General features: G+C 63.7%; 25 protein-coding genes. 13 read left to right on the forward strand and 12 right to left on the reverse strand.

All coding sequences use genetic code 11. From position 1 onward, the window contains the following. Positions 1-23 precede the first annotated feature (23 nt). Positions 24-1,142, forward strand: a complete 1,119-nt coding sequence (locus ACH196_RS02485; RefSeq protein WP_396644642.1) for a mandelate racemase/muconate lactonizing enzyme family protein — start codon at positions 24-26, stop codon at positions 1,140-1,142. A gap of 143 nt (positions 1,143-1,285) precedes the next feature. After that, positions 1,286-2,314: a substrate-binding domain-containing protein gene (locus ACH196_RS02490; RefSeq protein WP_396644644.1), complete on the forward strand. Its 1,029-nt coding sequence runs from the start codon at positions 1,286-1,288 to the stop codon at positions 2,312-2,314. Between the two features lie 65 nt (positions 2,315-2,379). Here ACH196_RS02490 and ACH196_RS02495 read toward each other — a convergent pair whose 3' ends face one another. Genes ACH196_RS02495 through ACH196_RS02520 form a run of 6 tightly spaced genes read right to left on the reverse strand, consistent with a single transcriptional unit; the run spans position 2,380 to position 6,738 of the window. Then, positions 2,380-3,168 carry an SDR family NAD(P)-dependent oxidoreductase gene (locus tag ACH196_RS02495; RefSeq protein ID WP_396644646.1) on the reverse strand — a complete coding sequence of 263 codons (789 nt, stop codon included), beginning with the start codon at positions 3,166-3,168 and terminating at the stop codon, positions 2,380-2,382. 10 nt (positions 3,169-3,178) lie between these two features. Further along, positions 3,179-3,946, reverse strand: coding sequence for an SDR family NAD(P)-dependent oxidoreductase (locus tag ACH196_RS02500; protein ID WP_396644648.1), 768 nt, complete (start codon positions 3,944-3,946; stop codon positions 3,179-3,181). A 17-nt stretch (positions 3,947-3,963) separates the two neighbouring features. Then, positions 3,964-4,296: an EthD domain-containing protein gene (locus ACH196_RS02505; protein WP_396644650.1), complete on the reverse strand. Its 333-nt coding sequence runs from the start codon at positions 4,294-4,296 to the stop codon at positions 3,964-3,966. After that, positions 4,293-4,784, reverse strand: a complete 492-nt coding sequence (locus ACH196_RS02510) for a VOC family protein (RefSeq protein ID WP_396644652.1) — start codon at positions 4,782-4,784, stop codon at positions 4,293-4,295. Before ACH196_RS02510 ends, ACH196_RS02505 begins: the two co-directional genes overlap by 4 nt. A 3-nt stretch (positions 4,785-4,787) precedes the next feature. Next, complete coding sequence (locus ACH196_RS02515) at positions 4,788-5,660, reverse strand: amidohydrolase family protein (RefSeq protein ID WP_396644654.1); 873 nt, start codon at positions 5,658-5,660, stop codon at positions 4,788-4,790. Further along, on the reverse strand, positions 5,653-6,738 hold the full coding sequence (locus ACH196_RS02520) for a tartrate dehydrogenase (RefSeq protein WP_396644656.1): 1,086 nt from the start codon (positions 6,736-6,738) through the stop codon (positions 5,653-5,655). The genes ACH196_RS02515 and ACH196_RS02520 overlap by 8 nt, the downstream gene beginning before the upstream one ends. A 573-nt stretch (positions 6,739-7,311) precedes the next feature. On the opposite strand from ACH196_RS02520, the gene ACH196_RS02525 reads away from it, so the two are divergent. The 10 genes from ACH196_RS02525 to ACH196_RS02570 all read left to right on the forward strand — a co-directional run bounded on the left by ACH196_RS02525 (position 7,312) and on the right by ACH196_RS02570 (position 18,825). Continuing rightward, the gene (locus tag ACH196_RS02525; protein WP_396644658.1) at positions 7,312-8,061 is read left to right on the forward strand and encodes an SDR family NAD(P)-dependent oxidoreductase; all 750 of its coding nucleotides are present in this window, start codon (positions 7,312-7,314) and stop codon (positions 8,059-8,061) included. A 31-nt stretch (positions 8,062-8,092) separates the two neighbouring features. Next, on the forward strand, positions 8,093-8,971 hold the full coding sequence (locus ACH196_RS02530) for an SMP-30/gluconolactonase/LRE family protein (RefSeq protein ID WP_396644660.1): 879 nt from the start codon (positions 8,093-8,095) through the stop codon (positions 8,969-8,971). A 199-nt stretch (positions 8,972-9,170) separates the two neighbouring features. Continuing rightward, positions 9,171-10,310: a mandelate racemase/muconate lactonizing enzyme family protein gene (locus tag ACH196_RS02535; protein ID WP_396644662.1), complete on the forward strand. Its 1,140-nt coding sequence runs from the start codon at positions 9,171-9,173 to the stop codon at positions 10,308-10,310. A 77-nt stretch (positions 10,311-10,387) separates the two neighbouring features. Further along, positions 10,388-11,506 (forward strand): sugar ABC transporter substrate-binding protein, encoded by a 1,119-nt coding sequence (locus ACH196_RS02540; RefSeq protein ID WP_396644664.1) that lies wholly within the window; start codon positions 10,388-10,390, stop codon positions 11,504-11,506. 69 nt (positions 11,507-11,575) lie between these two features. Then, positions 11,576-12,622, forward strand: a complete 1,047-nt coding sequence (locus ACH196_RS02545) for an ABC transporter permease (RefSeq protein ID WP_349003612.1) — start codon at positions 11,576-11,578, stop codon at positions 12,620-12,622. Next, positions 12,619-14,109, forward strand: a complete 1,491-nt coding sequence (locus ACH196_RS02550; protein WP_396644666.1) for a sugar ABC transporter ATP-binding protein — start codon at positions 12,619-12,621, stop codon at positions 14,107-14,109. Before ACH196_RS02545 ends, ACH196_RS02550 begins: the two co-directional genes overlap by 4 nt. Positions 14,110-14,324: 215 nt before the next feature. Continuing rightward, positions 14,325-15,092: an SDR family NAD(P)-dependent oxidoreductase gene (locus tag ACH196_RS02555; RefSeq protein WP_396644668.1), complete on the forward strand. Its 768-nt coding sequence runs from the start codon at positions 14,325-14,327 to the stop codon at positions 15,090-15,092. 67 nt (positions 15,093-15,159) lie between these two features. After that, on the forward strand, positions 15,160-16,227 hold the full coding sequence (locus ACH196_RS02560) for a sugar ABC transporter substrate-binding protein (RefSeq protein ID WP_396644670.1): 1,068 nt from the start codon (positions 15,160-15,162) through the stop codon (positions 16,225-16,227). Between the two features lie 85 nt (positions 16,228-16,312). Then, on the forward strand, positions 16,313-17,833 hold the full coding sequence (locus tag ACH196_RS02565; RefSeq protein ID WP_396644672.1) for a sugar ABC transporter ATP-binding protein: 1,521 nt from the start codon (positions 16,313-16,315) through the stop codon (positions 17,831-17,833). Beyond that, on the forward strand, positions 17,830-18,825 hold the full coding sequence (locus tag ACH196_RS02570; protein ID WP_396644674.1) for an ABC transporter permease: 996 nt from the start codon (positions 17,830-17,832) through the stop codon (positions 18,823-18,825). Before ACH196_RS02565 ends, ACH196_RS02570 begins: the two co-directional genes overlap by 4 nt. Before the next feature lie 6 nt (positions 18,826-18,831). On the opposite strand, the gene ACH196_RS02575 is transcribed toward ACH196_RS02570, so the two are convergent. The 6 genes from ACH196_RS02575 to ACH196_RS02600 form a co-directional block, all read right to left on the reverse strand. Continuing rightward, on the reverse strand, positions 18,832-20,127 hold the full coding sequence (locus ACH196_RS02575) for a calcium-binding protein (RefSeq protein ID WP_396644676.1): 1,296 nt from the start codon (positions 20,125-20,127) through the stop codon (positions 18,832-18,834). 91 nt (positions 20,128-20,218) lie between these two features. After that, positions 20,219-21,745, reverse strand: coding sequence for a fumarate hydratase (locus ACH196_RS02580; protein ID WP_396644677.1), 1,527 nt, complete (start codon positions 21,743-21,745; stop codon positions 20,219-20,221). Between the two features lie 140 nt (positions 21,746-21,885). After that, on the reverse strand, positions 21,886-23,034 hold the full coding sequence (locus ACH196_RS02585; RefSeq protein ID WP_396644678.1) for a CaiB/BaiF CoA transferase family protein: 1,149 nt from the start codon (positions 23,032-23,034) through the stop codon (positions 21,886-21,888). Next, positions 23,034-23,525 (reverse strand): MaoC family dehydratase, encoded by a 492-nt coding sequence (locus tag ACH196_RS02590; protein WP_396644679.1) that lies wholly within the window; start codon positions 23,523-23,525, stop codon positions 23,034-23,036. The genes ACH196_RS02585 and ACH196_RS02590 overlap by 1 nt, the downstream gene beginning before the upstream one ends. Before the next feature lie 3 nt (positions 23,526-23,528). Then, the gene (locus tag ACH196_RS02595; protein WP_349003601.1) at positions 23,529-23,765 is read right to left on the reverse strand and encodes a lipoyl domain-containing protein; all 237 of its coding nucleotides are present in this window, start codon (positions 23,763-23,765) and stop codon (positions 23,529-23,531) included. A gap of 100 nt (positions 23,766-23,865) precedes the next feature. Beyond that, on the reverse strand, positions 23,866-25,008 hold the full coding sequence (locus ACH196_RS02600; protein ID WP_396644682.1) for an ABC transporter ATP-binding protein: 1,143 nt from the start codon (positions 25,006-25,008) through the stop codon (positions 23,866-23,868). A 164-nt stretch (positions 25,009-25,172) separates the two neighbouring features. On the opposite strand from ACH196_RS02600, the gene ACH196_RS02605 reads away from it, so the two are divergent. Continuing rightward, complete coding sequence (locus ACH196_RS02605) at positions 25,173-26,315, forward strand: mandelate racemase/muconate lactonizing enzyme family protein (RefSeq protein WP_396644683.1); 1,143 nt, start codon at positions 25,173-25,175, stop codon at positions 26,313-26,315. Positions 26,316-26,329 lie beyond the last annotated feature (14 nt).

A 26,329-nucleotide genomic window follows, 5' to 3' on the forward strand; every position in this document is an offset into this window, starting at 1 on the left:
CATTTTGCATCAACCGAGTCCAGATGGTTCCGAAACTGAAGATCGAGCGGATAGAGTGCATTCCGCTGTCGATGCCGCTGCCGCGCACATTTCGGGGCAGCAACTATTTCATGACCCATCGCTGCACCATCATCACAAAACTCTACACCAGCGCCGGCATCGTCGGCGAAATCTACAATGGCGACGAGTTCGAGACCCAGGCCGAGGTGGTAAAAATCATCCTCGACGAGATCCAGCCGCTGCTGATCGGCATGGACGCCTTCAACGTCGAAGGCTGCTGGGAAAAGATGCGCAAACCGTCGACCAACATCCTGCGCGACCGCAAGCTCGCCATGTGCGCGCAGGCCTGCGTCGACAGCGCCATCTGGGACGCCGTCGGCAAGGCGTTGGACGCTCCGCTCTACAAATTGTGGGGCGGCTACGCCGAAAAACTGCCGGTCATCTGCATCGCCGGCTACTATGAGGAAGGCAAGACGCTCGCCGATTTCGGCCGCGAGATGGAGCAGATCCGCAAGGACGGCTATGCCGGCTGCAAGTTCAAGGTCGGCGGCCGCACGCCGAAGGAGGACGCCGAGCGCGTCCGCGCCGGCCGCTCGGCGGTTGGCGACGATTTCGCCCTCATCGTCGACGCCAACCAGGGTTATAGCCTGCGCCAGGCCGTCGAGTTCTCCCGCCACGCCGAGGATCTGAACATCCGCTGGTTCGAGGAGCCGGTGCATTGGCAGAACGACCGGCTCGACATGGCGGCCGCGCGCAACCTGACCGGCATTCCGGTCTGCGCCGGCCAGAGCGAGATTTCGCGCGCCGGCTGCCGCGACCTGATGATGAGCAACGCCATCGATGTCTGCAATTTCGACGCAAGCTGGGGCGGCGGTCCGACCGAATGGCGTCGCGTGGCAGCCCTTGCCCAGAGCTTTTCGGTCCAGATGGGCCATCACGAGGAGCCGCAGATCTCTTCGCACCTGCTGGCCTCGGTGCCCAACGGCACCTATCTCGAAACCTTCCACCCGCATCGCGACCCGATGTTCTACGCGCTGGTCGCCAACCGATCGAAATTCGACAATGGCTGGTACGCCGTGCCGCAAGGCGCCGGTTTTGGCATCGAAATGGACAAGGCGGTCATCGAAAAATATCGGGTTTGAGCGTCAAGCCGGGGATGATCTGCATTTTTCAGCGGACAGCGGTGGGCACGGCGTTGAAGTTGACGGGGGTTCAAGGTAGCGCCTGAGAAAGTACCGGGAAACTTCGCCGAACCGGCCAACAGTCGGCGACATGGGAACAGGTCTTGTCGATCGCGAGAGATAAGCCCGCCACCATAAGGGACGTCGCCAGGGTCTCGGGCGTCTCCGTCGGCACCGTATCGCGCAGCCTCAACGCTCCCGACCTGGTCCGCCCCGAAACGCTGGTAAAAGTCCGCGCCGCGATCAGCGCGCTCGACTTCCGTCCGGATTCGCGCGCCCAGAATATGCGCCGCAAGAGCACGCTGACGGTCGGCTTCATCGTCGACGACATCGCCAATCCGGTGCATGCCGAACTGTTCAAGGCAGCGGACGCGACGCTGCGCGAGCATGGTTTTTCACTCTACCTCGTCAACACCGACGGACGCGCCCGCCAGGAGGCGGACGCCGTCGAGATGCTGCAGCGCGGCCGCGCCGACGGCATTTTGATGACCATCAACAGCGAACGCGACCCGGTCACCCTGAAGCGCCTGGAGGCGTTGCGCGTGCCTTCCGTCCTGCTCGACCGCGACGTGCCGATGCCGCTCGACGCGGTGCTGCCCAATCATGCGGCGGGCATGGCCCAGGCGACCGAATATCTGATCGGGCTCGGCCACCGGCGCATCGCGCTGATCACCGCCGGGCCCGACATCAGGCCGGGCCGCGAACGCGTGCGCGGCTTCACCGAGACGTTCGAGCGGCTGGGTGTGGCGCTGCCGCAAGAGCTGATCCGTTCGCAGAGCCTGTCCGCCGAATATGGTTTTCGCGAGACGCTGGCGCTGCTGCAGGCCCGCGACCGGCCGACGGCGATCATCGCTGGCGGAAACCGAACGCTGGTCGGCGTGCTGCGCGCCTTTCAGGAGCTTTCCGTCTCGTTCCCCGGCGACATTTCGCTGGTGTCCTGCGACCAGACCGACCTGTCGCGGCTCTACCCCGGTCCGATCACCCTGATCGACCGCAGCATGGCCGACATCGGCCGAACGGCGGCACAGCTTCTGCTTGAGCGTCTTGCCGGCAATGAAACCCTGCCCCCTCGCCGCGTCACCTTTCCGACCAGGCTGATACTCGGCCGCTCCTGCGCCCCGCCAAGAGGATGAGCGTCATACCAGCCTATCACCAATCCGTGGGATGCGGCTGCCGCTGATTGTCGCCCGCAAGTCGCTCAGCCACCCGGCACAGCCTGAGACGGCACCAGCCAATCGGCAATGTGCACCATCCCCTGCACCGTCCATCCGCCGTCGACGACCAGCGTCTGGCCGGTGATGTAGCTTGCCCGGTCGCTGGCGAGATAGACGACGGGATCGGCGATCTCCCATGGCTCGGCGAGCCGCCCCATCGGGATGCGCTCGATCTGCCAGTCGCCGCGTATCGAACCGTCCTTCAAGCCCTGCTCGATCAGTTTTGTCCGGGTGGAGCCGGGGGCGACGGCGTTGACGCGAATGTTCGCGGCCGCGGTCTCGGTCGCATAGACGCGGGTAAGACCTTCGATGCCGGCCTTCGCCGCGCTGTAGGGGCCGCGCCCTGGGATGCCGACGATGCCGGCGGCCGAAGCGATGCTGACGATGGCGCCGCCCCTGCCCCGCGCCCGCATCCGCCTAATCGCCTGCGCGCAGCACAGATGCATGCCCGTGAGATGGGTGTTGATGACCAGATGCCAGTCCTCCGGCCGCATGTTTTCTGCAAGCGCGACCCGCTGCACGCCGGCATTGTTGACCAGCACGTCGATCTGTCCGGCCTCGCGGTCGATGCTGCCGAAGGCCTCCTCCACACTGCCAGGGTCCGCAACATTGACTTTTAGATAGGTCACGCCATTGCGCGCCTCGTCGGGATCGTTCAGGTCGAAGGAAAATACCTTTGCGCCCTCCTCGATCAGGCGGGCGGCAATGGCGTCGCCGATGCCGCGGCCTGCTCCGGTGATCGCCGCGACTTTTCCGAAAAATTCGCCGGCCATGGTCGCCTCCTCAATACATCAGCCAGCCGCCCGACACGTTGATCGTCGCGCCGGTGATGTAGTCGGCATGGTCGGAGGCGAGGAACAGCACGGTGCCCGCCAGTTGCGAAGGATGCGCCATGTAGCCCAGCGGGATCTGCGTGACCTGCGCGTCGAGCGCGGCCTGATCCATGCCGCTGCGCATCATCGCGGTGTCTGCCGCACCCGGCGACACGGCGTTGACCGTGATCTTCTGTTTTGCCAGCGAGCGCGCCATGCCTCGGGTCATCGAAACGATGCCGCCTTTTGTCGCCGCATAGGCAACCGACCCGCCAAAACCGCCGCTCCAGAACCCTTGCGAGGTGAAATTGATGATGCGCCCGCCCCCGCCCTGTTCAACCATCTGCCGCGCAGCGGCCTGCGCCAGGAAAAAGCTCGCCTTGAGATTGACGTCGTGCTGGAAATCCCAGTCGGCCTCGGACACGTCGAAGATCGTCGGCCGCCGCACCAGCACGGCCGCCGTCTGCACCAGCGCATCGAGCCGGCCGAACTCTTTTACAACACGGTCGACCAGCGGCTTGTGCCCGGCGACCGGCTTGAGATCGTAGCCGATGCCGACATGGGGCCCGCCCTCCATCTCGGCGACGACTTCGTCGGCGCGCTTCTGGTCGATATCGACCGCCGCCACCCTCGCCCCCGCCCCCGCGAAGGCCAGCGCGACCTCGCGGCCGATGCCGCCAGCCGCGCCCGTCAGCAGCACCGACTTTCCCGCGAGACCGGCATTCAGATCGAAAGGCATCTCGTTCTCCGAAATTCTCAGCGGCCGTCCGGCGGCTGGACGACGGTTTTCTCTTCGACGAAGCAGGCCTGGATCTCGCGCGTGAATTTCGGCCGGTCCGCCGCAAGCAGCGACTTGTACGGCTCCGTCGCGAACGCCGCATGCGCCGCCTCGACGCTGTCGAACCACAATTCGCCGACGCCGTCCCAGCGCGATTCTTCCGGTGTCCAGCTCTGCACCCGGCCAAAACGCAGCCCGCGCACACCCGGCATCTGCCTGACGATATCGGCATGCGGTCCGGTCCAGTGGGCGAAGAACTCCTCCTCGCTCATGCCGTCCTTGCGCCGGAGAAAACTGACGCGCTTGATCATGCGGATTTCTCCTGTGCCGGCGGCTGAAAGATCTCCAGCGTAATCCCGTCATGGATGCGCAGATAGGCCCCGCGCGCGCCGACATTCGGCCCGCCGTCGATGTCGACAGGCCCGTCCGGCGTCAGTGGCCGCGCGCCTGCATCCACGGCCCGCCGCCAACTCGCCGACGCATCCTCGACCTTGACGCAGAGGTGAACATTGCCGGGGTTGGACGTACGGTCGGGATTGGGCGAACGTTCCTCCACCTGGTAGTCGAGCAGTTCGACGATCACCCCTCCCGGCAGATCGATGAAGGCCGCGTTGATCTTGACGCCCGGCATGCCGACGATGCGGCCGAGATAAGGCCGGTCGAGCACCGTCGCCCACCGTGCCGGCTTGCCGAGAAACGTTTCCCAGAATTTCAGGGCACTTGCGCGGTCGGCGACCGTCAGGCCGACATGGTGAACGCCGGACATGACAGATTTGGTGGCATCGGACGTTTCCGGCATGACTCAAATCCTGAAGATGCGTTCGGCGTTGCCGGAGAACATTTTCACCTGCTCCGCACGCGGAAAGCCGGAAATGATCTCGGCATAGGCGTTGATCAGGTCGGGATAGGAACTGAACATGCGGTCGACCGGCCAGTTGGTGCCAAAGACGATGCGGTCCGTGCCGAAGGTCTCGATGCTGCCCAGCACGTAGGGCCGGATCGAGTCCACCGTCCAGAGCGGGTCGCGCATGCCGAGGCCGGAAACCTTCATGATGACGTTGTCGGCCTCCGCCATAACAGCGATCGCTTCCCGCCAGCGGCGAAAATAGTCGGCATCGCGCGCCCTCGGAATCGCGCAATGATCGACAGAAATGACCGTTTCCGGAAATATTCGGGCGAGATCGCGCACGTCCGTGGCGCGCTCGATGCTGGTGTCCAAACAGCATACGAGGTTGCGCGGCCCGAGTTCGGCAAAACCTCGCCGCCAAGCGGGATCCCTCAGATAGTAGTCGCCCTCGCCAAAGTCACGGATACCGCGCAGGTTGGCGAATTTCATGTGCCGGTCGAGCACCCCTGCCGCATCCGGCCGCGCCAGATGACATTCGGCGACGATGCCCTGCGGATAACCGGTCTCATCTGCGAAAGCCTGGAGCCATGCCGTCTCGTCGACCGGGTCGGGCGTGTCCACCGCCGCCTGGACGTGGATCGCCTTCGGCACGTTGGCGAAGCGGATCTCCGCGAGATAGTCCTTGATGCGGTAGCGCTGCGCCTTCAGCGGGTCGGTATCGGGGAGGAAGCCATGCACGGCATCCGGCTCCAGCCACCCGTAGCGAAGCGTTGGATGCTTCATGTCATGCAGGTGGAAATGCGTATCGACGAAAGCGAGTTCAGCCATCGACCAGCACCTTCTTCGCCGGATGTTTTGAAACCGCGTCGGCAATCGCCTGAGAGAGCGAGGATGTCGAAGCGGTGCCCCCCATGTCGCGCGTCAGGTTCTCGCCGGATGCCAGCACGCGTTCGATGGCGCCCACGATCGCGTCCGCCGCGTCCTTGGCGCCGAGATGCTCCAGCATCATTGCGCCCGACCAGATCTGGCCGATCGGATTGGCGATGTTCTGGCCGGCTATGTCCGGCGCCGAACCGTGCACCGGCTCGAACATCGAGGGAAACCGCCGCTCGGGATTGAGATTGCCCGACGGCGCAATGCCGATCGTGCCGGTCACGGCCGGCCCGAGATCGGAAAGGATGTCGCCGAAAAGATTACTCGCCACCACGACGTCGAAACTCGCGGGCCGACGCACGAAATGCGCTGTCAATATGTCGATATGATACTGCTCCGTCGCCACGTCCGGAAATTCCTTGGCGTTGGCACGGAACCGCTCATCCCAGAACGGCATGGTATGGATGATGCCGTTGGACTTGGTCGCCGACGTCAGCTTCTTCTTGCGCTTGCGCGCGAGGTTGAAGGCGAAGCGCATGACGCGGTCGCAGCCGAAGCGCGTCAAAATCGTCTCCTGGCTGACCATTTCCTGGTCCATGTCGGGGAACATCCGCCCGCCGATCTCGGAATACTCGCCTTCATTGTTCTCCCGGACGATACAGAAGTCGATGTCGCCCGGATTTGCGAGCGGCGACGGAACGCCTTCGAAAAGGCGGACGGGACGAAGGTTCACATATTGCTGGAAATTGCGGCGGATCGGCATCAGCAGCGTCCACAGCGATTCCACATCCGAGACGGTCGGCCAGCCAATGGCGCCCAGGAAGATGGCATCGTGGCCGGCAATGCGGTCCAGCCCCTTCTCCGGCATCATGCGGCCGTGGCGGGCGTGATAATCGCAGCCCCAGTCAAGCCGGTCCCAGGAAATGTCGAGACCGAAGGCCTTGGCCGCCGCCTCGACCACACGAATGCCTTCCGGCACGACCTCCTTGCCGATGCCGTCGCCTTCGATCACCGCGATCCTGAAGCCAGCCATATCGTCCCCGAAATGGAGCGCGATGGGTGCGCCCCGTTCATGATATCGTTTCCATTAGTAGCTGTGCTTTGCTGCCTTTTCAAGGCCGTGTATTTGCCAAAGGAATGATCGGAATCGCCACCAGGAAGGATTAGTGCAATTCCGCCGACGCGTTGCGAATGGCCGGGACCATTGGACTGGGACGGACTGGCTATCGACCGACTCCCGCCCGCGCAACCTTTTCCCTAGCCCGGAAAGTGGCACGCCCTTCCGCACTGCACAATGGTTTGACCGGGATTTTCACGCCTCTCGTCAACGTGACGTGAAAATTCAACATCATCCCGAATCGTGTGCGATATCGGCGCAGCAGCACTCTCAGATCGCTTCTTACCGCTGGGGCGCGCGACGCACTCTCGCCTCGCTTCTCGTCACGCAAACAAATCGCTTGCACGCCATGGGAACGTTTCAATATAGTCATCTGGATGTCGCCCGGAGGGTTGGGCGGCTACCGGGCTACTGCCGTCACGGCGTCGTGACTTTCAATGAGTTTCCGGTTGCGGAGGATGGCGGCGTGAAAGCGCCTTGGTGAGGTCGATGAAGTCTGGGAACGGCAAAAAACGGGCGGTGGTGACCGGTGCCGCGCGCGGCATCGGCAAGGCCGTTGCGCAGCGCCTGCTCGCGGAAAGTGTCGACGTGCTGGCTGTCGACATCGACGAAGGCCGGCTGAACGATCTCGCTGGCGAAGGCTGTTCAACCCGCGTCATCGACCTGTCGGACCCGTCTCAGCGCGAGGCGCTCGCAGGCGATGCCGCCGGATACGACTATCTCGTCAACTCGGCCGGCATGCTGCGCGTCAAGCCGATCTTCGAAGTGACGGTCGAGGAATGGCGGACCGTCCAGACGGTCAACGCCGAGTCCGTGTTCTTCCTGTGCCAGGGCATCGGCCCAAAACTCAATCCGGGCGGCGCGATCGTCAACCTCTCGTCCAGTTCGGCAAAACTGGCGACCTCGACGGATGTCGCGGCCTATGCGGCGTCGAAGACGACGATCCTGTCGATTACCCGATCCTTCGCCTATGCGCTGGCGGACCGGCCGGTCAGGGTCAATGCCATCTGTCCCGGCATCGTCGACACCGAGATGCAGGACAATTTTTTGGCCGGCGTGGCGAAGAAGCGCGGCATCACTGCCGCCGAACTTGACGCGCAGCGCAAGAAGGCGGTGCCGCTCGGCCGCGGCGCGAGCGCGGAGGAATGCGCCGGACTGATCTGGTTCCTGCTGTCAGACGAGGCTGCCTACATGACCGGACAGGCCCTGAATTTCACGGGCGGAACGGTCAACTGGTGAAATCCGAGACGAGGACTTTTGGGAGGAGACTATGAAGAAGCCCATCAAGATCCGCGCGACGGGCCTCGGCCATCCGGAGGGGCCCTATGAGCTAGACGACGGACGCGTGATCTACGCCAACACCTACGCCAGCGAGATCGGCTTCTGGGATCCGAAGACCAACACTCAGGGCCAATATGCCTTCGTCGGCGGCGGCCCGAACGCCTGCATGCTAGGATCGGACGGTGCCGTCTATTCGACGCAGACGCCCAATGTCGGTGCCTGGGTGGCGCCGGTGCATCGTCCGCCATCGATCCAGAAGACGCTGCCCGACGGCAAGGTAGAAATCCTGGTAACGGAGGCCGACGGCAAGAAATTCGACGGCCCCAACGACCTCACCTTCGGTGCCGATGGCCGCCTCTACTTCACCGATTCCGGCGACTGGAATCCCGCCGACAAGCCGCATCCCGGCCGCATCATCGTCATTGAGAAGAACGGCGTCGCCAAAATCCTGGAAGAGCTGGACTATGTCTATCCGAACGGCATCGTCGCCGAGCCCGACGGGTCGATCGTCTGGGTCGAATCCTACACGCTGAAAGTCGTTCGCCGCAAACCGGACGGAACGAAAACGCACCTTTGGACGCTGCCCGACGGCCATATCCCGGACGGCTTCAAGATCGACGTCGACGGCAATTTCTGGATCACGGCGGTGGCGGGTGGCGGCGTCGACGTGATCGACACCAACGGCAAGTTCCTGCATTTCGTCGAGACCGGCGGCACCATCCTCAACTGCTGTTTCGGCAAGGGCGGAAAACTGTTCTGCTGCGACATGGGCCCCTTCGACGTAACCGGAGCGGCCATGACGGGCCGGCTGATCGAGGTCGACGTAGGGGTCGAAGGCATGCCGCTGTTTCGCGGCGCAATCGGGTAGTCATGAACTTCGGTCTCTTACTCCCACCCCTAACCCCTCCCCACAAGGGGGAGGGGAACAAGGGCACCGCTCGATGGCCAACACCGCCAAGGGTTGGCACTGGAAGCGCTACGACAAAGTCCCCCTCCCCCTTGTGGGGAGGGGTTAGGGGTGGGGGTAAACCCTTCAAGCGATTGCCTGAGAATTAGGACGCAGCATTATGAAGATCGCCAAGGTCGAAGCCATTCCGGTCAGCTATCCGGAGCCAAACGATTTCAATGCGTTGCGGCATCTCTGCCTGGCAAAGATCACCGCCGATGACGGCCAGGTGGGCTGGGGCGAATCGATCACCCAGTTCACCGAGGCCAACTTCGCCGCCAAGGCGATCATCGAAGGCATGGCGCCGAACCTGATCGGCAAGGACCCGGTGCATACCGAGGCGCTGTGGCGGCAGAACAAGCAGCAGGCCTGGTGGTATGGCTACCATGGCGGCATCGCCTCCTACGCCACCGCCGCTATCGACATCGCGCTGTGGGACCTGAAGGGCAAGGCGCTGGGCAGAAGCGTGCTCGACCTGCTGGGCGGGCCGGTTCATGAGCGCCTGCCGGCGATCGCTTCCTGCCATGCCCACTACGAGAACATCGAGGAAATGGCGGAGGAGACCGCCGAGTGGGTCTCCACCGGCCTGCAGGGGCTGAAGACCGGCTTCGGCAAGCGCGGCAACGCCAATCTCGGCTACGACCACAAGCGCGACGTCGCCTACGTCAAAGCGATGCGCGAGGTGCTCGGCGACAAGATGCTGATGATCGACAACGGCATCAATATCAAATGGGACGTGACCGACGCCGTGCGCCGCGCCAAGGCGATGGAGGAATACAACCTCGCCTGGATCGAGGAGCCGCTCGGCGCCTGGGATCCCGAGGGCTACACCAACCTCCGTTCCAAGACGACGACGCGCATCGCCTATGGCGAGCGCGAGTGGACGCTCGAACAGTTCGAGCGGGTGCTGGCGACGGGCACGGTGGATGTCATCGGCGTCGACCCGGGCCGCGCCGAGGGCATCACCGGATTCAAGAAGGTGACCGAGCGCTGCGAGTTCTACCGCCGCCAGGCCAACGCGCATGCATGGTCGTCGGCGATCGTCAGCGCGGCCAGCCTCGCCATCTCCTTCAACTCGCCGGCCTGCAAGCTGTTCGAACTGAAGCCGCTGCGCAACCCGATGCAGCATGACCTCGTGACAAAACCCTTCGACCACAAGGACGGCTGGATTTACCCGCCGAGCGGTCCCGGCCTCGGCATCGAGGTCATCGAGGAAGTCGTGGAAGGTTATCGCAGCGAAACAGTGCTCGGGCTCATCTGAAAGCAAAACTCCCGGCACGGGACGCCGGGGGGACCAAGGGAACATATCGTCAGACGACAACAATGGGAGGTTTTGAAGTGAAGACGATCTACCAGCATATGCTTGCAGCCGCTGTCGGCTGCGCCGGCCTGGCGCTCGCCGGCGCCGCGCTCGCGCAGGAATCCAGCGAGAGCCAGATTCCGAAATCCGGTGACAAGGTCGAGGGCGCGCCCTTCGAGGTGAAGCGCGACTGGGGCACTTTCAAGCTCGCCGACCGCATCGCCGAGAAGATCAAGAACAACCAGCCGATCAACTATGTCTTCTCGTATCAGGCCTCCGGCATCCCGCTGTTCTCGCCGCAGTACAAAGCGGGCTTCGAGATGGGCTGCAAGATGGGCAAGGAGATCTACCCGATGGAGTGCGCTTCCATCGCCCCAGTCCAGAACGACCCCAACATGCAGGTCAGCCAGATCGAGGCGAAGCTTGCGGCCGGCGAAATCGACTGCCTGAGCATCGAGCCGGTTTCCTCCGACGCCATGACCGCGATCACCAACAAGGTGATGGAACAAGGTATCCCTGTGTTCACGGCTGGCGTCACCTCGCGCGGCCATGAATTCACCAACTTCACGCAGATCCCGGACAAGGAAGGCGCCACCGCCGCCGAGACCGTGCTGAAATGGATCAAGGACAACAACAAGTCCGACATCAAGGTTTTTGCCGTCTCCGGCGGCGACCCGACGCAATTCTGGGCGCAGGGCCGCATGAAGGGTTTTGAAGAGGGCATCAAGGCGGCCATTCCCGACGCTGCCTTCGTTACGGCGGCGGCGAACGGCCTCAACACCTCCTATGAGCCCGGCAAGACATACGACGTTTATAAGGCATTCCTGCTCGCCAATCCGAACGTGCAGTTCATCCAGAACGTCGACATCGGCGCCGAACATGCCGACCGCGCGATCGTCGACCTCGGGCTGGAAGGCAAGGTGTTCACCATCGGCTGGAACTCCTCGAAGGGCCAGCTCGACGCCATCGAAAAGGGTATCCAGGTGGCACAACTCGATCAGCGCTGGCCCGACCAGGCCGCCTTTGGCGGACCGGCCTGCGCAAAGTTCCTGAAGGACGGCGAGATCCTGCCCAACACGCAGACGCTGAAGGCCGTCATGAAGGCCGACGTCGCCAAGGCGCGCGAGGAACTCGACCGCACCCTGCAAGCGAAATAGCACCAGCTATCTCTCGCGGGCGGGAGGTTTCCTGCCCGCTTTCCGTTTCAACAGCATTCGAGGTTCTTGATGACGACCGACACGACGCAGACCGCCGCGACGCGGCCCGCCACGGGTGTCGGAAAAGCCACGCTCGACGTGGTGCTGCGGCTGGGAGGACTGTTCCTGGCCGTCATTCTCGTCGCGCTGATCTTCATCTTCATCAACCCGAATTTTGCCAATCCGGTCCTCGGCGTCTCCGTTCTGCGCGCCATGAGTTCCGTCGCCATCATGGCGCTCGGCCTGACGCTGGTCATCGTGGTCGGCGAGATCGATTTGTCCTTCGGCGCCATGTACGGCCTTGCGGCCAACACGCTGGCCGTCGTCTGGATCGTCATGGGCGTTTCGGTCTACCTGGCAATTCCGATCGCCATCGGCGTCGGCGTGCTGGTCGGCCTGTTCAACGGGCTGATGGTGACCAGTTTCAAGATACCGTCCTTCATCGTGACGCTGGGCAGCTACAATCTGCTCTACGGCCTGTCGCTGTGGATCACCAACACCTCGACCTTCAACCCGAACTACCCGCCGCCGGATGCCGAGATGCCGCAGGGCGAGCTCGACTTCTTCATCGGCCTGACCCAGAGCATCGGCCAGTACCGGCTGTCGATCGAGGTCTTCTGGATGATCGGCATCGCGCTGGTGGTCGGCTTCCTGCTGCATCGCTCGCTGTTCGGTTTCCGGCTTATGGCGATCGGCGGCAATCCTGAAGCAGGCAAGCTCGCCCGGCTGCCGGTCAAGCGCTACAAGGTCACCGCCTTCATCCTCTGCTCCGTGCTGGCGGCCATCGCTGGCATCCTCGACTTCTCCTTCATCCAGACCAGCCAGCCGGACATCGGCCTGTCGCAAACCTTCCCGGTCTTCGCGGCGGTGATCATCGGCGGCGCCAGCCTCTCCGGCGGCAAGGGAACGGTCATCGGCACGCTGGGCGGCGCACTGCTGCTCGCCGAGCTTCAGATCGGCCTCGCCCTCCTCTCCCCCGGCCCCCACGTCCAGCAGATATTCCTCGGCGCGGTCACCATCGGCGCGGTCTCGCTCGATCTGTTCCTCACCTCGCTGCGCAAGAGGCGCGCGGCATGAACGCGGCAAGCGGCATCAGCCTGCACGGCGTCAGCAAGCATTATGGCAACACGGTCGCGCTGAATGGCGTCGATCTCGACATCAGGCCGGGCGAGATTCTCGGCATTGCCGGTCCGAACGGCGCCGGCAAGTCGACACTGGTGCGCATCGTCGGCGGCGAGGAACGGCCGAGTTCCGGAACACTGACTTTTGACGGCAAACCCTGGTCGCCTACGGACGACTGGCACGCGGTGGCGGTGGTTCATCAGGAGCCGCAGCTTTTCCCGAACCTGACGGTCGCGCAGAATGTCATGGCGGGCCGCGAGGGGACGTCGAGGACCTGGCCGAAACTTGGCGCCGCCGACGCAGCCGTGATGGATGCGCTTGGCCTCACGCCCTGGCGGGATACCGCCCTGGCCGATTGCTCGCTGGCCACACAGCAGCGCACAGAGATCGCCCGCGCCGTGGCGCGGGACGCCCGCGTCTTCCTGTTCGACGAGCCGAACTCGGCGCTGACGGCGGAAGAGTCCGACGAGCTGTTCCGCGAGATGGACAAGCTGGCCGCGTCCGGTCGCATGGTGGTGCTGATCACCCACCGTCTCAACGACCTCGTCTCGCATTGCGCGCGTGTGGCGGTGGTGCGCGACGGGCGTGTGCGCACGATCCTTTCAGGCGACGCCCTTACCGAGGACGGGCTGGCGCGCCAACTCGTGACCGAGAGCGCGCAGATTACCTCCAACGGTAACCGGGCATCTGGCAATCGGGCAGGCAAAGCACTTTTCTCAGTGCGCGAGTGGTCGCATGCCACCGCTTTCAAAAACATCAGCTTCGATGCCCACGCCGGCGAGATCGTCGCTCTGATGGGCGTCGAAGGTTCCGGCGCGCGTGAGCTTCTGCGCTCGTTCGCCGGGCTGGAGCGCACGACCGGCGCCGTCAGGCTGGGCGAGACGGGCGATATCGGCCTGCGCCGACTGCGCTCCTATGTTCCGGCCACCCGCGCGCTCAGCCTCTATTCCAATTTTTCCGTCGGCGACAATCTGCTGGTGCGGCTGGGCATACCGGAGATCGCCTGGCCCAGCCTCGCATTGAAGCGGGCAAGGATGAAGACGCTGGCGCAGGCCGCCGTGAAGCGGTTCCTGGTTAAAACAGGATCGATCGGCCAGCCGATCCGCTCGCTGTCGGGCGGCAACCAGCAGAAGGTGGCGATTGCGCAGGCACTAAACTGCTCGCCCGAACTGCTCGTGCTCGAAGAGCCGACACGCGGCGTCGACATCCATTCAAAGGCCGAAATCTATCGCCTGCTTCGCGACTATGCCGCAAGCGGCAAAGCGGTGGTGATATTCTGCACGGAAGTGCTGGAGATATTCGAGGTGGCCGACACCGCCTATGTCGTGTCCGACGGTCGGCTGTCGCCGCCGCTTTCGCTTGCTTCCTACGACCACGTCGAGCAGCTCGCGACCGATATCACGCGCCTGGAGGCTCACGGGCGTACAGCAAAGGCTGCCTGAGCCGCGCCGGCACGGGATCAACCGCCGAACCTTAAAAGGCCTGCAGATGATGGAACCGATTTCTGGTCGAGAAATCTTTTAAAAACAATGCCAATAGCAGATGCTGCACATTGCTTGACGCGAAGAATGGAAACGTTATTATCCATTGAAATGGACGGCAAATAACGCCGTTCCGCTTTACGCGCGACAGCGCCGCGGCGAGCTGGGGAGGAGCGATGCGCGGGTTAAAAGGAAAGGTCGCGGCCATCACCGGCGCCGGTTCCGGCATCGGCCAGGCGGCTGCCATCCGCCTTGGCGAGGAGGGCTGCAAGATTGCTGTCCTCGACTGGAGGGCCGAAAGCGCCGAGAAGACCGCGGCGATGATCAACAGCGCCGGCGGCGAAGCGATTGCCATCAAAGTAGACGTCAGTAATGAGCCTGCCGTCGAGGCCGCTTTTGTCGAGATCGTCGAGACCTTTGGAAGGCTCGACATATTGGTCTCCAACGCCGGCATCTTTTCCGGCGAACGCGACCGCAAGGTCGATGCCTTGCCCAAGGAGGTCTGGGACGAGATCGTCGGCGTCAATCTCACCGGCATGTATCTCGCCTGCAAGCATGGCGTCGCGGCGATCAAGAAGACGGCCGGCAAGGGCGCGGTCGTTTTGACTGGCTCGCCGACAGGCATGTCGGGCTGTACGCCGGCCAACATCGCCTACGGTTCGTCGAAAGGCGGCGTACACGGCCTGTCTCGGGTGATGGCGGTCGATCATGCGCCCGAAGGCATAAGGGTCAACGTCGTGGTGCCCGGCTTCACGCTGACGCCGATCGTGCGCGAACTGGTGGCCGATCCAAAAGTCTATGAATGGCAGATCCAGAACATCCCGCTCAAACGCGGCGCTGAACCGGAGGAGATCGCCGGCGCCGTGGCGTTCCTGGCCTCCGACGACGCATCCTACATGACCGGCTCTTTCATGTTCGTCGATGGTGGTCTGACCGCAATCTGACATCCGCTTCGCCTTCGGTGATGCGGCAATACGAAAGTCACAACGGAAATTTCGGGAGGACATTTTCATGCGCTTGAAGACCATGACTGCAAGACTGGCCGCGACCGCCGCCGCCCTGATCATTAGCACCACGGTCTGGGCAGCCGACGAGACGATCGGCTTCGTCACCCATTCGCAGGGCGACCCTTTCATCCAGCAGATCATCGACGGCGCGCAGGCGGCGGCGAAAGATCTCGGGGTGACGCTCACCGTCGCTCAGCAAGCCGGCGGCGCGCCGGAGGGCCAGTTGAAGCTTGTCCAGAATTTCGCCAATGCCGGCGCCAAGGGTGTCGCGACCTCGGTGCCGGGCGAATCCATGGCCGGCGCGCTGAACGAACTGATTTCGTCCGGCGTACCGATCGTGCAGTACAACCTGCTCAGCCAGGGCGTGAAGGCTCCTTATGTCGGCGAGAAGTCGGTGGAGAGCGGGCGTATCCTCGGCAAGATGATCGTCGAAAAACTGGGTGGCGCCTCGGCCAAGGGCACTGTCATCATCGGCAATTGTTTCCCCGGCTTCCCGGTTCTCGAGAACCGCGCCAAGGGCGTGCAGGAATCGCTGAAGGCGGCGGCTGGACTGAACGTACTCGGCCCCTTCGACGTGAAGGTCTCCGCCGTCGACAACTACAACCGTTGGGAGCAGCTTTACGCTGCGAACCCTGATGCCATCGCGCTGATCGGCCTCTGCGCGCCGGACGTGACCAGCCTCGGAAAACTCAACGCCGCCAACGGCGACAAGTTCGTGGCCGGCGGCTACGACCTGACCGAGCTCAATCTCAAGGCGATCAAGGAAGGCCATGCCTATGTGACCATCGGCCAGAGCGCCTTCGTGCAGGGATACTTGCCGATCGTTCTGCTGGTGAACTCGATCCGCCACGGCGTCGCCCTGCAGCCGGGCTTCTACAATTCCGGCTCGCAGATCGTGACATCCGAGGGCGTCGACATGGCGAACGGCCTGCCGAAGATCACCTTCGAGGAGGCGGAAAAGCTCGCTGCCGACCCGGCTGCGACGGCCACCTACTATGCGCCGTGGACCACGTCGCTGACGGCCGAACTGCTGGGCGCCGCACCGCAGCCGATCGCCGCTGAATCGGAGTGAGGCTTTTCATTTCACAGCTTGCGAAAGGCGGTCGCAGGACCGCCTTTCTCGTTACATGTGCAATCAACTCCGTCACTGGCGTGCGATGTCCCTGATCTCCGTCCGACACCTGACCAAACGCTACGGCGGCGTCGTGGCGCTGGCCGACATGAACATCGAGGTCGAGCGCGGCACCATCCATGCCGTGGTCGGAGAGAACGGCGCGGGCAAGTCGACGCTGATGAAGGTGCTGGCCGGCGCGGTGCACGCCGACAGTGGCGAGATCTTTATCGAAGACGCGCCGGTGACGCTGGGCAGCCCCCGCGCCGCACATCGCCAGGGTATCGGCATCGTCTACCAGGAACTCAGCCTCTTTCCCGAGCGTTCGGTGCTTGCAAATCTTTTCGTCAACCGCGAGCCGACACGCGGCGGCCTGATCTCGCTAAAAGCGATGGAAGACGAAAGCCGCGCCATGTTGGAACGGCTCGGCCTCCATGTCGACGTGCGCGCGCCGCTCAGCCGCCTGTCGATCGGCGAACGGCAACTGGTCGAGCTTTGCCGCGTGCTGCTGGAGGAGCCACGCCTGCTCATCCTCGACGAGCCCAATTCGGCGCTGAACCGCCGCGAGACGGAACGGCTGTTCTCGGTGCTGCAGGGCCTGCGCCAGCGCAGCATCACCATGCTCTATGTCTCGCATCGGCTTGAGGAAGTGTTTTCGATCACCGACCGCATCACGGTGACCCGCAACGGCCGCGACGTCATGACCAAAAACACGGCCGAATTGACAATTCCGGAAGTTATCGAGGCAATGATCGGCCGCCAGCGCGAGGCGCTGTTCCCGCCGCCCCTACCCCCTAAGCCCGGCGTCACCGAGCGGCGTATAAAAGTCTCCGACCTGTCTGGTGGACGGCTGGAGCATGTTTCGTTCTCGGCGCGCTCCGGCGAAGTGGTCGGGCTGGCGGGGCTCGAAGGCTCGGGCGTGACCGACATCCTCGAAATCCTGTTTGGCTTCCATCAGGCGCGCAGCGGCAGCGTGACCTTTCCGGACGGGAAAGGCCTGCCGAAAAACACGACCGAGGCCGCAAAGCGTCGTGTCTGCCTCGTGCCCGCCGATCGCCGCAAGAACGGGCTGATGCTCGACAAGTCGATATTGTTCAACATCTCCAATGTCCTCGTCGGCGCGCGCGGCGATGGGCCCGTCTGGTACCTGCCGCAGGATGCCTTCGAGCGGGCGCGGCGCCAGATCGACGCGCTGCGCATCAAGGCCGGCTCGGCCTGGTCGCTCGCCAATTCGCTCTCCGGCGGTAACCAGCAGAAGGTCGTCATCGGCAAGTGGCTGGAGATCGGCCCAGACGTTTTCCTCCTCGACGACCCGACACGGGGCGTCGACGTCGGGGCGAAACGCGAGATCTACGGGCTGATCCGCGAGATGTCGGCCAATGGCGGCATCGTCCTGTTCAGCTCCACCGAACTGCCGGAGCTGATCGGCCTCTGCGACCGCATCCTCGTCATCTACCAGGGCCGGCTGGTCGGCGAGGTCAAGGGCGGCGAGACCGACAACCGCGCACTGCTGCGCCTCATCAACACCGGCGACCTCGGCGCCAAGAACAGCAAGGCCGCCTCATGAGCGAAACTTCTCCGGCCCGTCGCCGCTTCACGCTGCCCGACGAGATCGGCGTGATCGCCGCACTTGTCGCCATGATGGTAATCGTCGGGGTGGCGCGGCCGCGTTTCCTCAACCCGATCAATCTGTTCGCACTACTCGGCAACACGACATTTTTGGGGATGCTGGCGCTCGGCATGGTGTTCCTGCTCGCCATCCGCGAGATCGACCTCTCCGTCGGCTGGATGTTCAATTTTGCCGCCGTCTTCGCAGCGATCCTGATGGTCGCCGGGCTGAACCCATGGCTCGCGGCCTTCGCCGGCGTGATCTTCGGCGCCGGCCTGGGCTTCGTGAACGGCATTCTGGTCGTAGGCCTTCGACTTCCCGCCGTGATCGTCACGCTCGGCACCTATTCGATGTTCCAGGGCGCCTCGCTGGTCGCCAACCAGGGCCGCGCCATCGTGCCGTCGGACACGTCGAGCAATTTCTTCAGCATCATCTCGACAAAACTGTTCGGCGTGCTGCCCGTGGCAGCCCTCGTCTTCGTAGTGCTGGCGGTCATCATGCATTTCGTCCTCCACCGAACGCGCTTCGGATACCGCGTGCAGGCGGTCGGCAGCAATCCGGAGGCGGCCCGCTTCGCCGGCATTCCGACCGGCAAGGTGAGACTGCAGACGCTGGTGATGATGGGCGCGCTCTGCGGCCTGTCGGGGGTCATGTATGTCGGCTTCCGCGGCGCCATCGACCCGCAGGAAGGCTCGGACTTCGTGCTGGTCGTCATCGCCGCCGTCATCATCGGCGGCACGCCGCTATCCGGCGGCCACGGCACCATCGTCGGCGCGGTGGTCGGCATGATGATCATCCAGGTGATCTCCAGCGGCCTGATCTTCTTCGGCATCGACGCCACCTGGTCGACCTTCGTCACCGGCGCCGTCATCGTGCTGGCGGTGGCGCTCGACCAGGCAATCAAATACCAGCGAGCGCGGCGGGCGGAACGGGCGGCGCGCGCCGATTAGTCGGCCTCAGATCACCACGAAATCCGCGGCGGTCAGCCCGAGACCGACGGCAACCGTCGCGAACTGGATTCGCGCTCCCGCGCCGTTGCCGTCGGCATCGAAGAACAACCTGCCCGTATCGAACTCGAAGATTATCCGGTCGCTGGCGTCGCCGGCGAGCCCCGTTGAATTGGCGCGGAAGGCGGATGCGGCCAACGCACCCGTCGGCAGGCCGGTGAAAAAAGCGTTATCGATCTGGATCGTGTCGTCGGCCACGCTGAAGTCGGTGATCGTGTCGACATTGGTCGAGGCGCTCAGCGCCGAGTTGAACACGAAGATGTCGGCGCCGGTATGGCCGGTCAGCGTGTCCTTGCCGCCATAGCCTTTGATCGAGTCGTTGCCTGCGCCGCCATTAAGCGCATTGCCAGCCGAATTGCCGAAGACGAAATCGTCATAGTTTGAGCCCGAGAGATTTTCGATCGATACGAAGCTGTCGCCGAACGCATCGCCGCTGTTGATCGACGGGTTGGCAAGGCTGACGATGACGCCCTTGGTGGTCGAGGCATAGGACGCCCGGTCGGCCCCGCTGCCACCATTGAGCAGGTCGGCGCCGGCGCCGCCCATCAGCGTGTCGGTGCCGTCCTGACCGTAAAGCAGATCGTCCTGGGCGCCGCCATAGACGCTGTCGTTGCCGCTGCCCGCTTCGACACGGCCGTCAAGCGTACCGAGCCTGCCGTCGTAAAGGTCGTTGTTGTCTCCCAGCGATACATCGCCGATCATCAGGCCCTTGTTGATGATCCGCTCCATCGAGTCGCCTGCGGAATAGGAATAGCTGTATGTGCCGCCGAAGATCGTGCCGTAGTTGGTCACGACGAGCGTCTCCCGAACATCGGAATTCTGCCGCCCGATCCCGGTGTGATCGCCATGGATCAGGCCGTGATTGACGATGGTAGACTGGCCGCCATCCGTCGACGTCGTGTACATGGTGATGCCGCTGCTGCCACGAATCTCGCCATAATTAGCGACTGTGTGCTCGCCACCGCTCAAATAGACGCCGCTGTGGAAGCTCGCGCTTACAGTTCCTGTTTCTCCGACGACGACATGGTTGTTGCGGCTGAGATCGTTATTGTTGAGGATGCCCATGTAGTCGCCGAACACATAGCCGTCGATTGTGTACTCGTGGTCATCCGTTGTTCCCCAGATCGCCTGGTTTTCGGTGGAGCCGACAGTGATCCCGCCAGCAACATAGACGTGTTCGCCGGCAAGCAGCGTCTCCTGTATGCCTGTCCCGACCCGATCCTGATAGATGATTTTGGTGGGCATTGCCGAACCTCCGACTTTTGTCGCGCTGAACTGATCTCAAGCAAGGTATTTATCGGCAGCGTAGGCCATGTCGCAAAGACTTCCAAGCAATTCAACTTATGGCTTCAGCAATCACCTTCCGCCACATCCTCGGTCCGCTCTCGTGGATTGATTGGCCGGTCACGTCGACCGCCACCGTCACCGGCATGTCCTTGACCTCGAATTCATGGATCGCCTCCATGCCGAGATCCTCGAAGGCGATGACCCGGGCCGACTTGATCGACTTGGAGATCAGATAGGCGGCACCGCCCACCGCGATCATATAGGGCGCGCCATGTTCGCGGATTGCCTCGATCGCCGCCGGGCCGCGCTCCGCCTTGCCAACCATGCCGAGCAAGCCCGTCCTGCGCAGCACGAGATCGGTGAAATCGTCCATGCGGGTAGACGTCGTCGGGCCGGCCGGGCCGACCACTTCGTCGCGCACCGCCTTGACCGGCCCGACGTAATAGATGACGCGGTCCTTGAGGTCGACGGGCAGAGGTTCCCCACGCTCCAGCAGTTGCGCGATGCGCTTGTGCGCGGCGTCGCGGCCGGTGAGCAGACGGCCGGAAAGCAGCAGCGTCTCGCCAGCGCGCCATGTCGCTGCTTCCTCGCGCGTCAGCGTGTCGAGGTTCACGCGCCGCGCCGCGCCCCCCGCCTCTTCCAGAAAAATCTCCAGCCAATCGGTGATGTCGGGCGGGTCGGCGAAAACCGGGCCGCGGCCGTCGAGCACGAGCTTGATATGCCGGTTGGCGGCGCATTGCGGGATCAGCGCCACCGGCTTCGAGGCCGCATGGGATGGATAGGCCGCGATCTTCACGTCGACCACCGAGGTCAATCCGCCGAGTCCTTGCGCGCCGATGCCCAGCGCGTTGACCTTTTCATAGATCTCGATCCGCATCTCCTCCAATGGATTGGCCGGGCCGCGGCGAATGAGGTCGAGCATGTCGATCCTGTCGTTCAGCACCTCTTTCGCCAGCAGCATCGCCTTTTCCGCATCGCCGCCGACGCCGATGCCGATCATGCCGGGCGGACACCAGCCACTGCCCAGGCTCTCCATCGTCTTCACCACCCAGTCGACGACGGACGCGGCCGGATTGAGCGTGACGAAGCGCGCCTTGTTCTCCGAGCCGCCACCTTTCGCCGCTACGGTCAGCTCGATGGTCCTGCCCGGCACCAGTTCGACATGGGTTATCGCCGGCGTGTTGTCGCGCGTGTTGACCCGCGAAAACAGCGGGTCGGCGACCATGGACGGCCGAAGCGGATTGTGCTCATCGAGGTAGGCCTCGCGCACACCGGCGTTCACCAGATCGGCGAAACTCCCTTCGGCCTCGATACGCACGTCCATGCCGACCTTGGCAAAGACGACGACGAGCCCGGTGTCCTGGCAAATCGGCCTTTTTCCGAAAGCAGCCATGCGCGAATTGACGAGGATCTGGGCAATGGCGTTTTTCGCCGCCGGACTCTGTTCGCGCTCATAGGCTGCAGCGAGATGCCGGATGTAGTCGGGTGGATGGTAGCAGGAGATGTATTGCAACGCACCGGCGACAGTTTTGCTGATGTCGCTGCCGAGGATGGTGACTGGAGGTGCCGCTGGCATCGCTGAGTCCTAACGGGTGGCGCACTCACATTGAACCCGTGAGCCCGGTCGTCATAGATGAATTTGGCGGCTGTCTCATCGTCTGGCACCATCCTTCGTAGGCAAGTTCTGCGCCGCCGGAGCCTTCCGGCCCCGCATCCTCACCCCACCGCATCTTTCTCATGCAGCGGTTCGAGCACCACCTCGTTGTCCGCCCCAAACGCCTTTCCCGCGTGACGCAATCGCCCCGGCGTCTTCGACAAATTCGCCAGCATGTTCTGCATGACGACGCCGTCAACCTCGGTGATCATCTCCCGCGCCTTGAAGTGCGGGTCAGCAAAAATATCACGCATGTCGAGCACCTTGGCGATCGCCGCATCGACCCGGCGGAATTCCGCAACGACGGTCTCGTAGGGCCGCTCGGCGATCCAGGCACTGATCCATTCCTCCAGCGCCTCGCGGTTGGCGCTGCGGGCCTGGAAAGACGAAAAGCGTTCGTCGCCGGTGAGGCCGACAAGGTCGAGCACCCGCCGCGCGATGCTGTCGGACGAGCTGGACACTGCCACCCACACGCCGTCAGCGCAGCGATAGGTGCCGCGCGGCACGGTGTAGGGAATGCCCGAACCCAGCCGCGGCTGAAGGTAGCCCATATGGGCATAGGCCGAAACCAGCGGCCCCATGATCTGGAACATGGATTGCAGCAGGTTGACGTCGACCACCTGCCCCTCGCCGGTGCGTTCCGCGTGGCGCACGGCGACCAGCGTCGCGAAGGCGCCGCCAAGTGCGGTCACCTCGTCGGTCAGCGCGATCGGCGGCAGCAACGGCGGCCCGTCGGCCTCGCCGAGCAGGCCAGCGAAACCGGACAGCGCCTCGGCGATGGTGGCGAAGCCGGGATGCTGCGCATAAGGTCCGTCCTGCCCAAAACCGCTAACCCGCAGGATGACGAGCCCCGGGTTCTTTGCGTGCAGCGCCCCGGGAGAGAAGCCGAGCGCTTCCAGCTTGCCAGGCCGCATGTTCTCGATCAGCACATTGGCGTCGGCGACCAGCGCCCAGAGATCGGCCCTGCCCTGCTCGGATTTGAGGTCGAGCGAGACCACCTTCTTGTTGCGGTTCACCAGCTTCCAGAAATAAGCGTCCTGTTCGCCTGGGCCGGTCCAGCCCATGCGGCGCGTCGGGTCGCCGCCCGGCGCTTCGACCTTGATCACTTCGGCGCCGAAATCGGCGAGGTATCGCCCGCTGCCCGGCCCCGCCACGACCGTGGCAAGTTCGATGACTTTTATCCCGGCGAGCGGGCCTTCTGTCGCGTCCATCACGCCTCCCCGGCAGGACGCATCGGCAAAAGCACCGACCGCGTGAAGGTGCAGACCTTCGTTTCGTCCTGTTTGAAACCGTCGGTGCGCACCGTCAGCACCCCCTGCCCCGGCCGCGACTGCGACGGCCTGGTGGAGAGCACTTCGGTGACGCCGTAAAGCGTGTCGCCGTGGAAGAGCGGCGCGAGATGCTTGAGTTCCTTGACGCCGAGATTGGCGATGGCGCGGCCGGAAATGTCGCGCACGCTCATGCCGGCCAGCAGCGAATAGACATAGGTGCCGACGACGACGTTGCGCCCGAACTCGGTCTCGTGCTCGCCATAGTGGCGATCCGTGTGGATCGAGCTGGCGGAATGCGTCAGCAGGCAGAACAGATGATCCTCCGCCTCCGTCACCGTGTGTCCCGGCCAGTGCCGGAACACGTCGCCAGCCTCGTATTCGTCCAGATACAGGCCGAAATGCTCTTGCCGTGCATCGTGGACGCGGGGCATGCGTCAGCCCTCCAGCACCAGGGTCGGAGCGCCGGTCGGCACCTCGTCGCCCACTTTGATCAATATGTCGCGCACGGTGCCGGCAAACGGAGCGGGCACTTCGAGCTGCGCCTTGTCGGTCTCGACGACGAACAGGTTCTGGCCCTCGGCGACCGCGTCACCCACCTTCACCAGCAATTCCATGATCACCACCTCGTTGGCGGCGTCGCCGACTTTCGGCATCTTCAGGGTCGAACGCATAGGCTGCCTTTCTTTTGAAACGTTTCCAGTTCTGGACGGCCACCCGCCCTGGGGCAGCCTCGCCCCCTTCCGATAGGAGAAAAACCAGGCCACGTCGACATCACAATGCGGCTCCGCTGGCGGCATCAAACAGCCTTACGTGCTTGGGATCGACGGTGAGCACCACTTTCTGCCCGAGCGCGGGCGCGGCGCGCGAGGAGACGCGCATCTGGATGCGCTGCACCACCTGCTGGGCGCCATTGGCCTCGCTTGCCGTTTCATCCGCCCGGTGCACGCGCGCGGAAGGATCGTCCAGCGCGATCGTCACATAGGCTTCTGGCTCGATGTTTTCGACAAGGTCAACCGTGCCGGCCAGAGCACCGGATGTCCCCTCCTCGCGCGGCTTCCAGCTCAAATGTTCGGGTCGCACCCCGGCGATGACGCGCCCGGATTGGCCTCCTGCCTTCACAGCGCCGGGCCGGATGGTGGCGGCGCCAATCTGAACAACACCATCGCCTCCGAAAACGCCCTCCAAAAAATTCGTCGCCGGACTGCCGATGAAGCCGGCCACGAACAGGTTTTTCGGCGCGTCGTAGAGTTTTTGCGGCGTGTCATATTGCTGCAGCGTACCGCGCGAGAACACTGCGACGCGGCTGCCCAACGTCATCGCCTCGACCTGGTCGTGGGTGACATGGATGGTGGTGACGCCGAGCCGCTGATGCAGGCGCCCGAGTTCGGCGCGAAGCTGGACGCGCAGCTTTGCGTCGAGATTGGAGAGCGGTTCGTCGAGCAGGAACGCCTGCGGATGGCGCACGATGGCGCGGCCCATGGCGACGCGCTGGCGCTGGCCTCCGGAAAGCTGGCCGGGCTTGCGGTCGAGCAGTTCCTTCAGGTCGAGGATGCGCGCCGCCTCGTTGACGCGCTCGTCGATGGCCGCCTGCGGGAATTTCCTGAGTTCGAGCGCGAAGGCGATGTTTTCGCGCACCGTCATGGTCGGATAGAGTGCGTAGTTCTGGAACACCATGGCGATGTCGCGATTTCGCGAGGCAACCTCGTTCACCACTTTGCCGTTGATCGCCACGGTGCCGGAACTGATCTTCTCCAGCCCGGCAATCATCCTGAGCAGCGTCGACTTCCCGCAGCCGGACGGGCCGACGAAGACGACGAATTCGCCGTCCTCTATCTCGAGATTGACGGATTTGACGGCGGCGATGGCGCCCCCGCCATACGTCTTGCTCAAGTCCCTGAGGCTTATCGACCCCATCCGCTCCACTGCCCGGTAAATAGCCATCCTGGCCCAACCATGCACCGAGTCCTAGACAGCAGAATCCCTCTTGTCAATCGTTTGACTTTACGCAATCAATCGGTTGACTAGACAGCAAGCGGCTCGTAACGTCGCGACCAAAAGCACAACGGGGAAACGTTTCAATGGCGACATCGGCCATCATCAAGGACGTCCAGGTCGCATCCATTCAGGCGCAGCTTCCGGCCCCGGTGGTCTTCGGCGACTGGGTCATGAAGATCCGCGAATTCGCCACCGTACGCGTGCGCACATCGACCGGACACGAAGGCTGGGCATTCACGCTGACGCGCGACGGCGCGGTCGCCGAGCAGATCCGCAAGAGCATCGCCCCGGTCTATGTCGGCACCGATATCGCCGAGCGCGAGGCGACCTACCGGACCACGAAGGGGCGCACTTACGGCTCCCACAGCGCCGGCGTCGGTCTTCGCGCACTTTCCATCGTCGACCTCGCCTGCTGGGACGCCGCGGCCAAGATTGCCGACAAGTCGATCGCAGAGTTCCTTGGCGGGCAGGTTAAGCCGATGCCGGCGACCTGCATCATCGGCTATCCGCCGGCCATCATGCCCCCGGAGAAGACCGGCGCGCAGACGGCGGAGTTTTATGCCAACGGGTGGCGGCGCTTCAAGGCGCCGATGGGCGCGACCTGGGAGATTTCCGGCGCGCGCCTTCGCGCCGCACGCGCCGCCGCGCCCGACGCCTGGCTCGGAACCGACCTCGTCTGGATGTTCAAGACGGTCGACGACGCGGCCGCCTACGCCAACAGCATCGCCGACATCAACATGGGCTGCATCGAGGACATTTTTCCGCCGGGCAATGCCCGCATGCTTGCCGAATTGCGCAAGCGCGTGCCGATGCCGATCTGGCAGGGCGACGAACAGGGCGGCTCCTACTACCCGGAAGCGCTGATCATGGCGAAGTCGGTCGATCGGGTGCGCGTCGACCTGACCTGCATGGGCGGCATCACGGGCGGCCGCGCTGTCATCGACGAATGCCTGGCGGCGGGCGTCGATTTCGGCCCGCATATGTTCCCGCACACCCACAGCCAGGTGTTCAGCGCCTGGGGTTTTGACGACAAGCCGGTCGAGTGGGGCGTGCCGTGGACGGGCGTACACCCCTACGACGATGCTCTGGCTCAACCGGAGATCATGACGGACGGCAGCGGGCTCATGAAGCCGCTGCCGCAGGGGCCGGGATTCGGCAAGATGATCGACAAAGAATGGTGCCTGAGCCAGCCGCATCAGGACCCCGACCGCATCCTCCAAGACTAATGATCGCCACCGAA

This window comes from Mesorhizobium sp. IMUNJ 23232 (assembly GCF_044326205.1).
Taxonomy (GTDB): domain Bacteria; phylum Pseudomonadota; class Alphaproteobacteria; order Rhizobiales; family Rhizobiaceae; genus Kumtagia.

Coding starts and splice junctions, on each gene's coding strand:
- ACH196_RS02485 (WP_396644642.1), top strand. CDS start 24: ATGGTTCCGAAACTGAAGATCGAGCGGATAGAGTGCATTCCGCTGTCG.
- ACH196_RS02495 (WP_396644646.1), bottom strand. CDS start 3,168: ATGGCCGGCGAATTTTTCGGAAAAGTCGCGGCGATCACCGGAGCAGGC.
- ACH196_RS02500 (WP_396644648.1), bottom strand. CDS start 3,946: ATGCCTTTCGATCTGAATGCCGGTCTCGCGGGAAAGTCGGTGCTGCTG.
- ACH196_RS02505 (WP_396644650.1), bottom strand. CDS start 4,296: ATGATCAAGCGCGTCAGTTTTCTCCGGCGCAAGGACGGCATGAGCGAG.
- ACH196_RS02510 (WP_396644652.1), bottom strand. CDS start 4,784: ATGCCGGAAACGTCCGATGCCACCAAATCTGTCATGTCCGGCGTTCAC.
- ACH196_RS02515 (WP_396644654.1), bottom strand. CDS start 5,660: ATGGCTGAACTCGCTTTCGTCGATACGCATTTCCACCTGCATGACATG.
- ACH196_RS02520 (WP_396644656.1), bottom strand. CDS start 6,738: ATGGCTGGCTTCAGGATCGCGGTGATCGAAGGCGACGGCATCGGCAAG.
- ACH196_RS02525 (WP_396644658.1), top strand. CDS start 7,312: ATGAAGTCTGGGAACGGCAAAAAACGGGCGGTGGTGACCGGTGCCGCG.
- ACH196_RS02530 (WP_396644660.1), top strand. CDS start 8,093: ATGAAGAAGCCCATCAAGATCCGCGCGACGGGCCTCGGCCATCCGGAG.
- ACH196_RS02535 (WP_396644662.1), top strand. CDS start 9,171: ATGAAGATCGCCAAGGTCGAAGCCATTCCGGTCAGCTATCCGGAGCCA.
- ACH196_RS02545 (WP_349003612.1), top strand. CDS start 11,576: ATGACGACCGACACGACGCAGACCGCCGCGACGCGGCCCGCCACGGGT.
- ACH196_RS02550 (WP_396644666.1), top strand. CDS start 12,619: ATGAACGCGGCAAGCGGCATCAGCCTGCACGGCGTCAGCAAGCATTAT.
- ACH196_RS02555 (WP_396644668.1), top strand. CDS start 14,325: ATGCGCGGGTTAAAAGGAAAGGTCGCGGCCATCACCGGCGCCGGTTCC.
- ACH196_RS02560 (WP_396644670.1), top strand. CDS start 15,160: ATGCGCTTGAAGACCATGACTGCAAGACTGGCCGCGACCGCCGCCGCC.
- ACH196_RS02565 (WP_396644672.1), top strand. CDS start 16,313: ATGTCCCTGATCTCCGTCCGACACCTGACCAAACGCTACGGCGGCGTC.
- ACH196_RS02570 (WP_396644674.1), top strand. CDS start 17,830: ATGAGCGAAACTTCTCCGGCCCGTCGCCGCTTCACGCTGCCCGACGAG.
- ACH196_RS02575 (WP_396644676.1), bottom strand. CDS start 20,127: ATGCCCACCAAAATCATCTATCAGGATCGGGTCGGGACAGGCATACAG.
- ACH196_RS02580 (WP_396644677.1), bottom strand. CDS start 21,745: ATGCCAGCGGCACCTCCAGTCACCATCCTCGGCAGCGACATCAGCAAA.
- ACH196_RS02585 (WP_396644678.1), bottom strand. CDS start 23,034: ATGGACGCGACAGAAGGCCCGCTCGCCGGGATAAAAGTCATCGAACTT.
- ACH196_RS02590 (WP_396644679.1), bottom strand. CDS start 23,525: ATGCCCCGCGTCCACGATGCACGGCAAGAGCATTTCGGCCTGTATCTG.
- ACH196_RS02595 (WP_349003601.1), bottom strand. CDS start 23,765: ATGCGTTCGACCCTGAAGATGCCGAAAGTCGGCGACGCCGCCAACGAG.
- ACH196_RS02600 (WP_396644682.1), bottom strand. CDS start 25,008: ATGGGGTCGATAAGCCTCAGGGACTTGAGCAAGACGTATGGCGGGGGC.
- ACH196_RS02605 (WP_396644683.1), top strand. CDS start 25,173: ATGGCGACATCGGCCATCATCAAGGACGTCCAGGTCGCATCCATTCAG.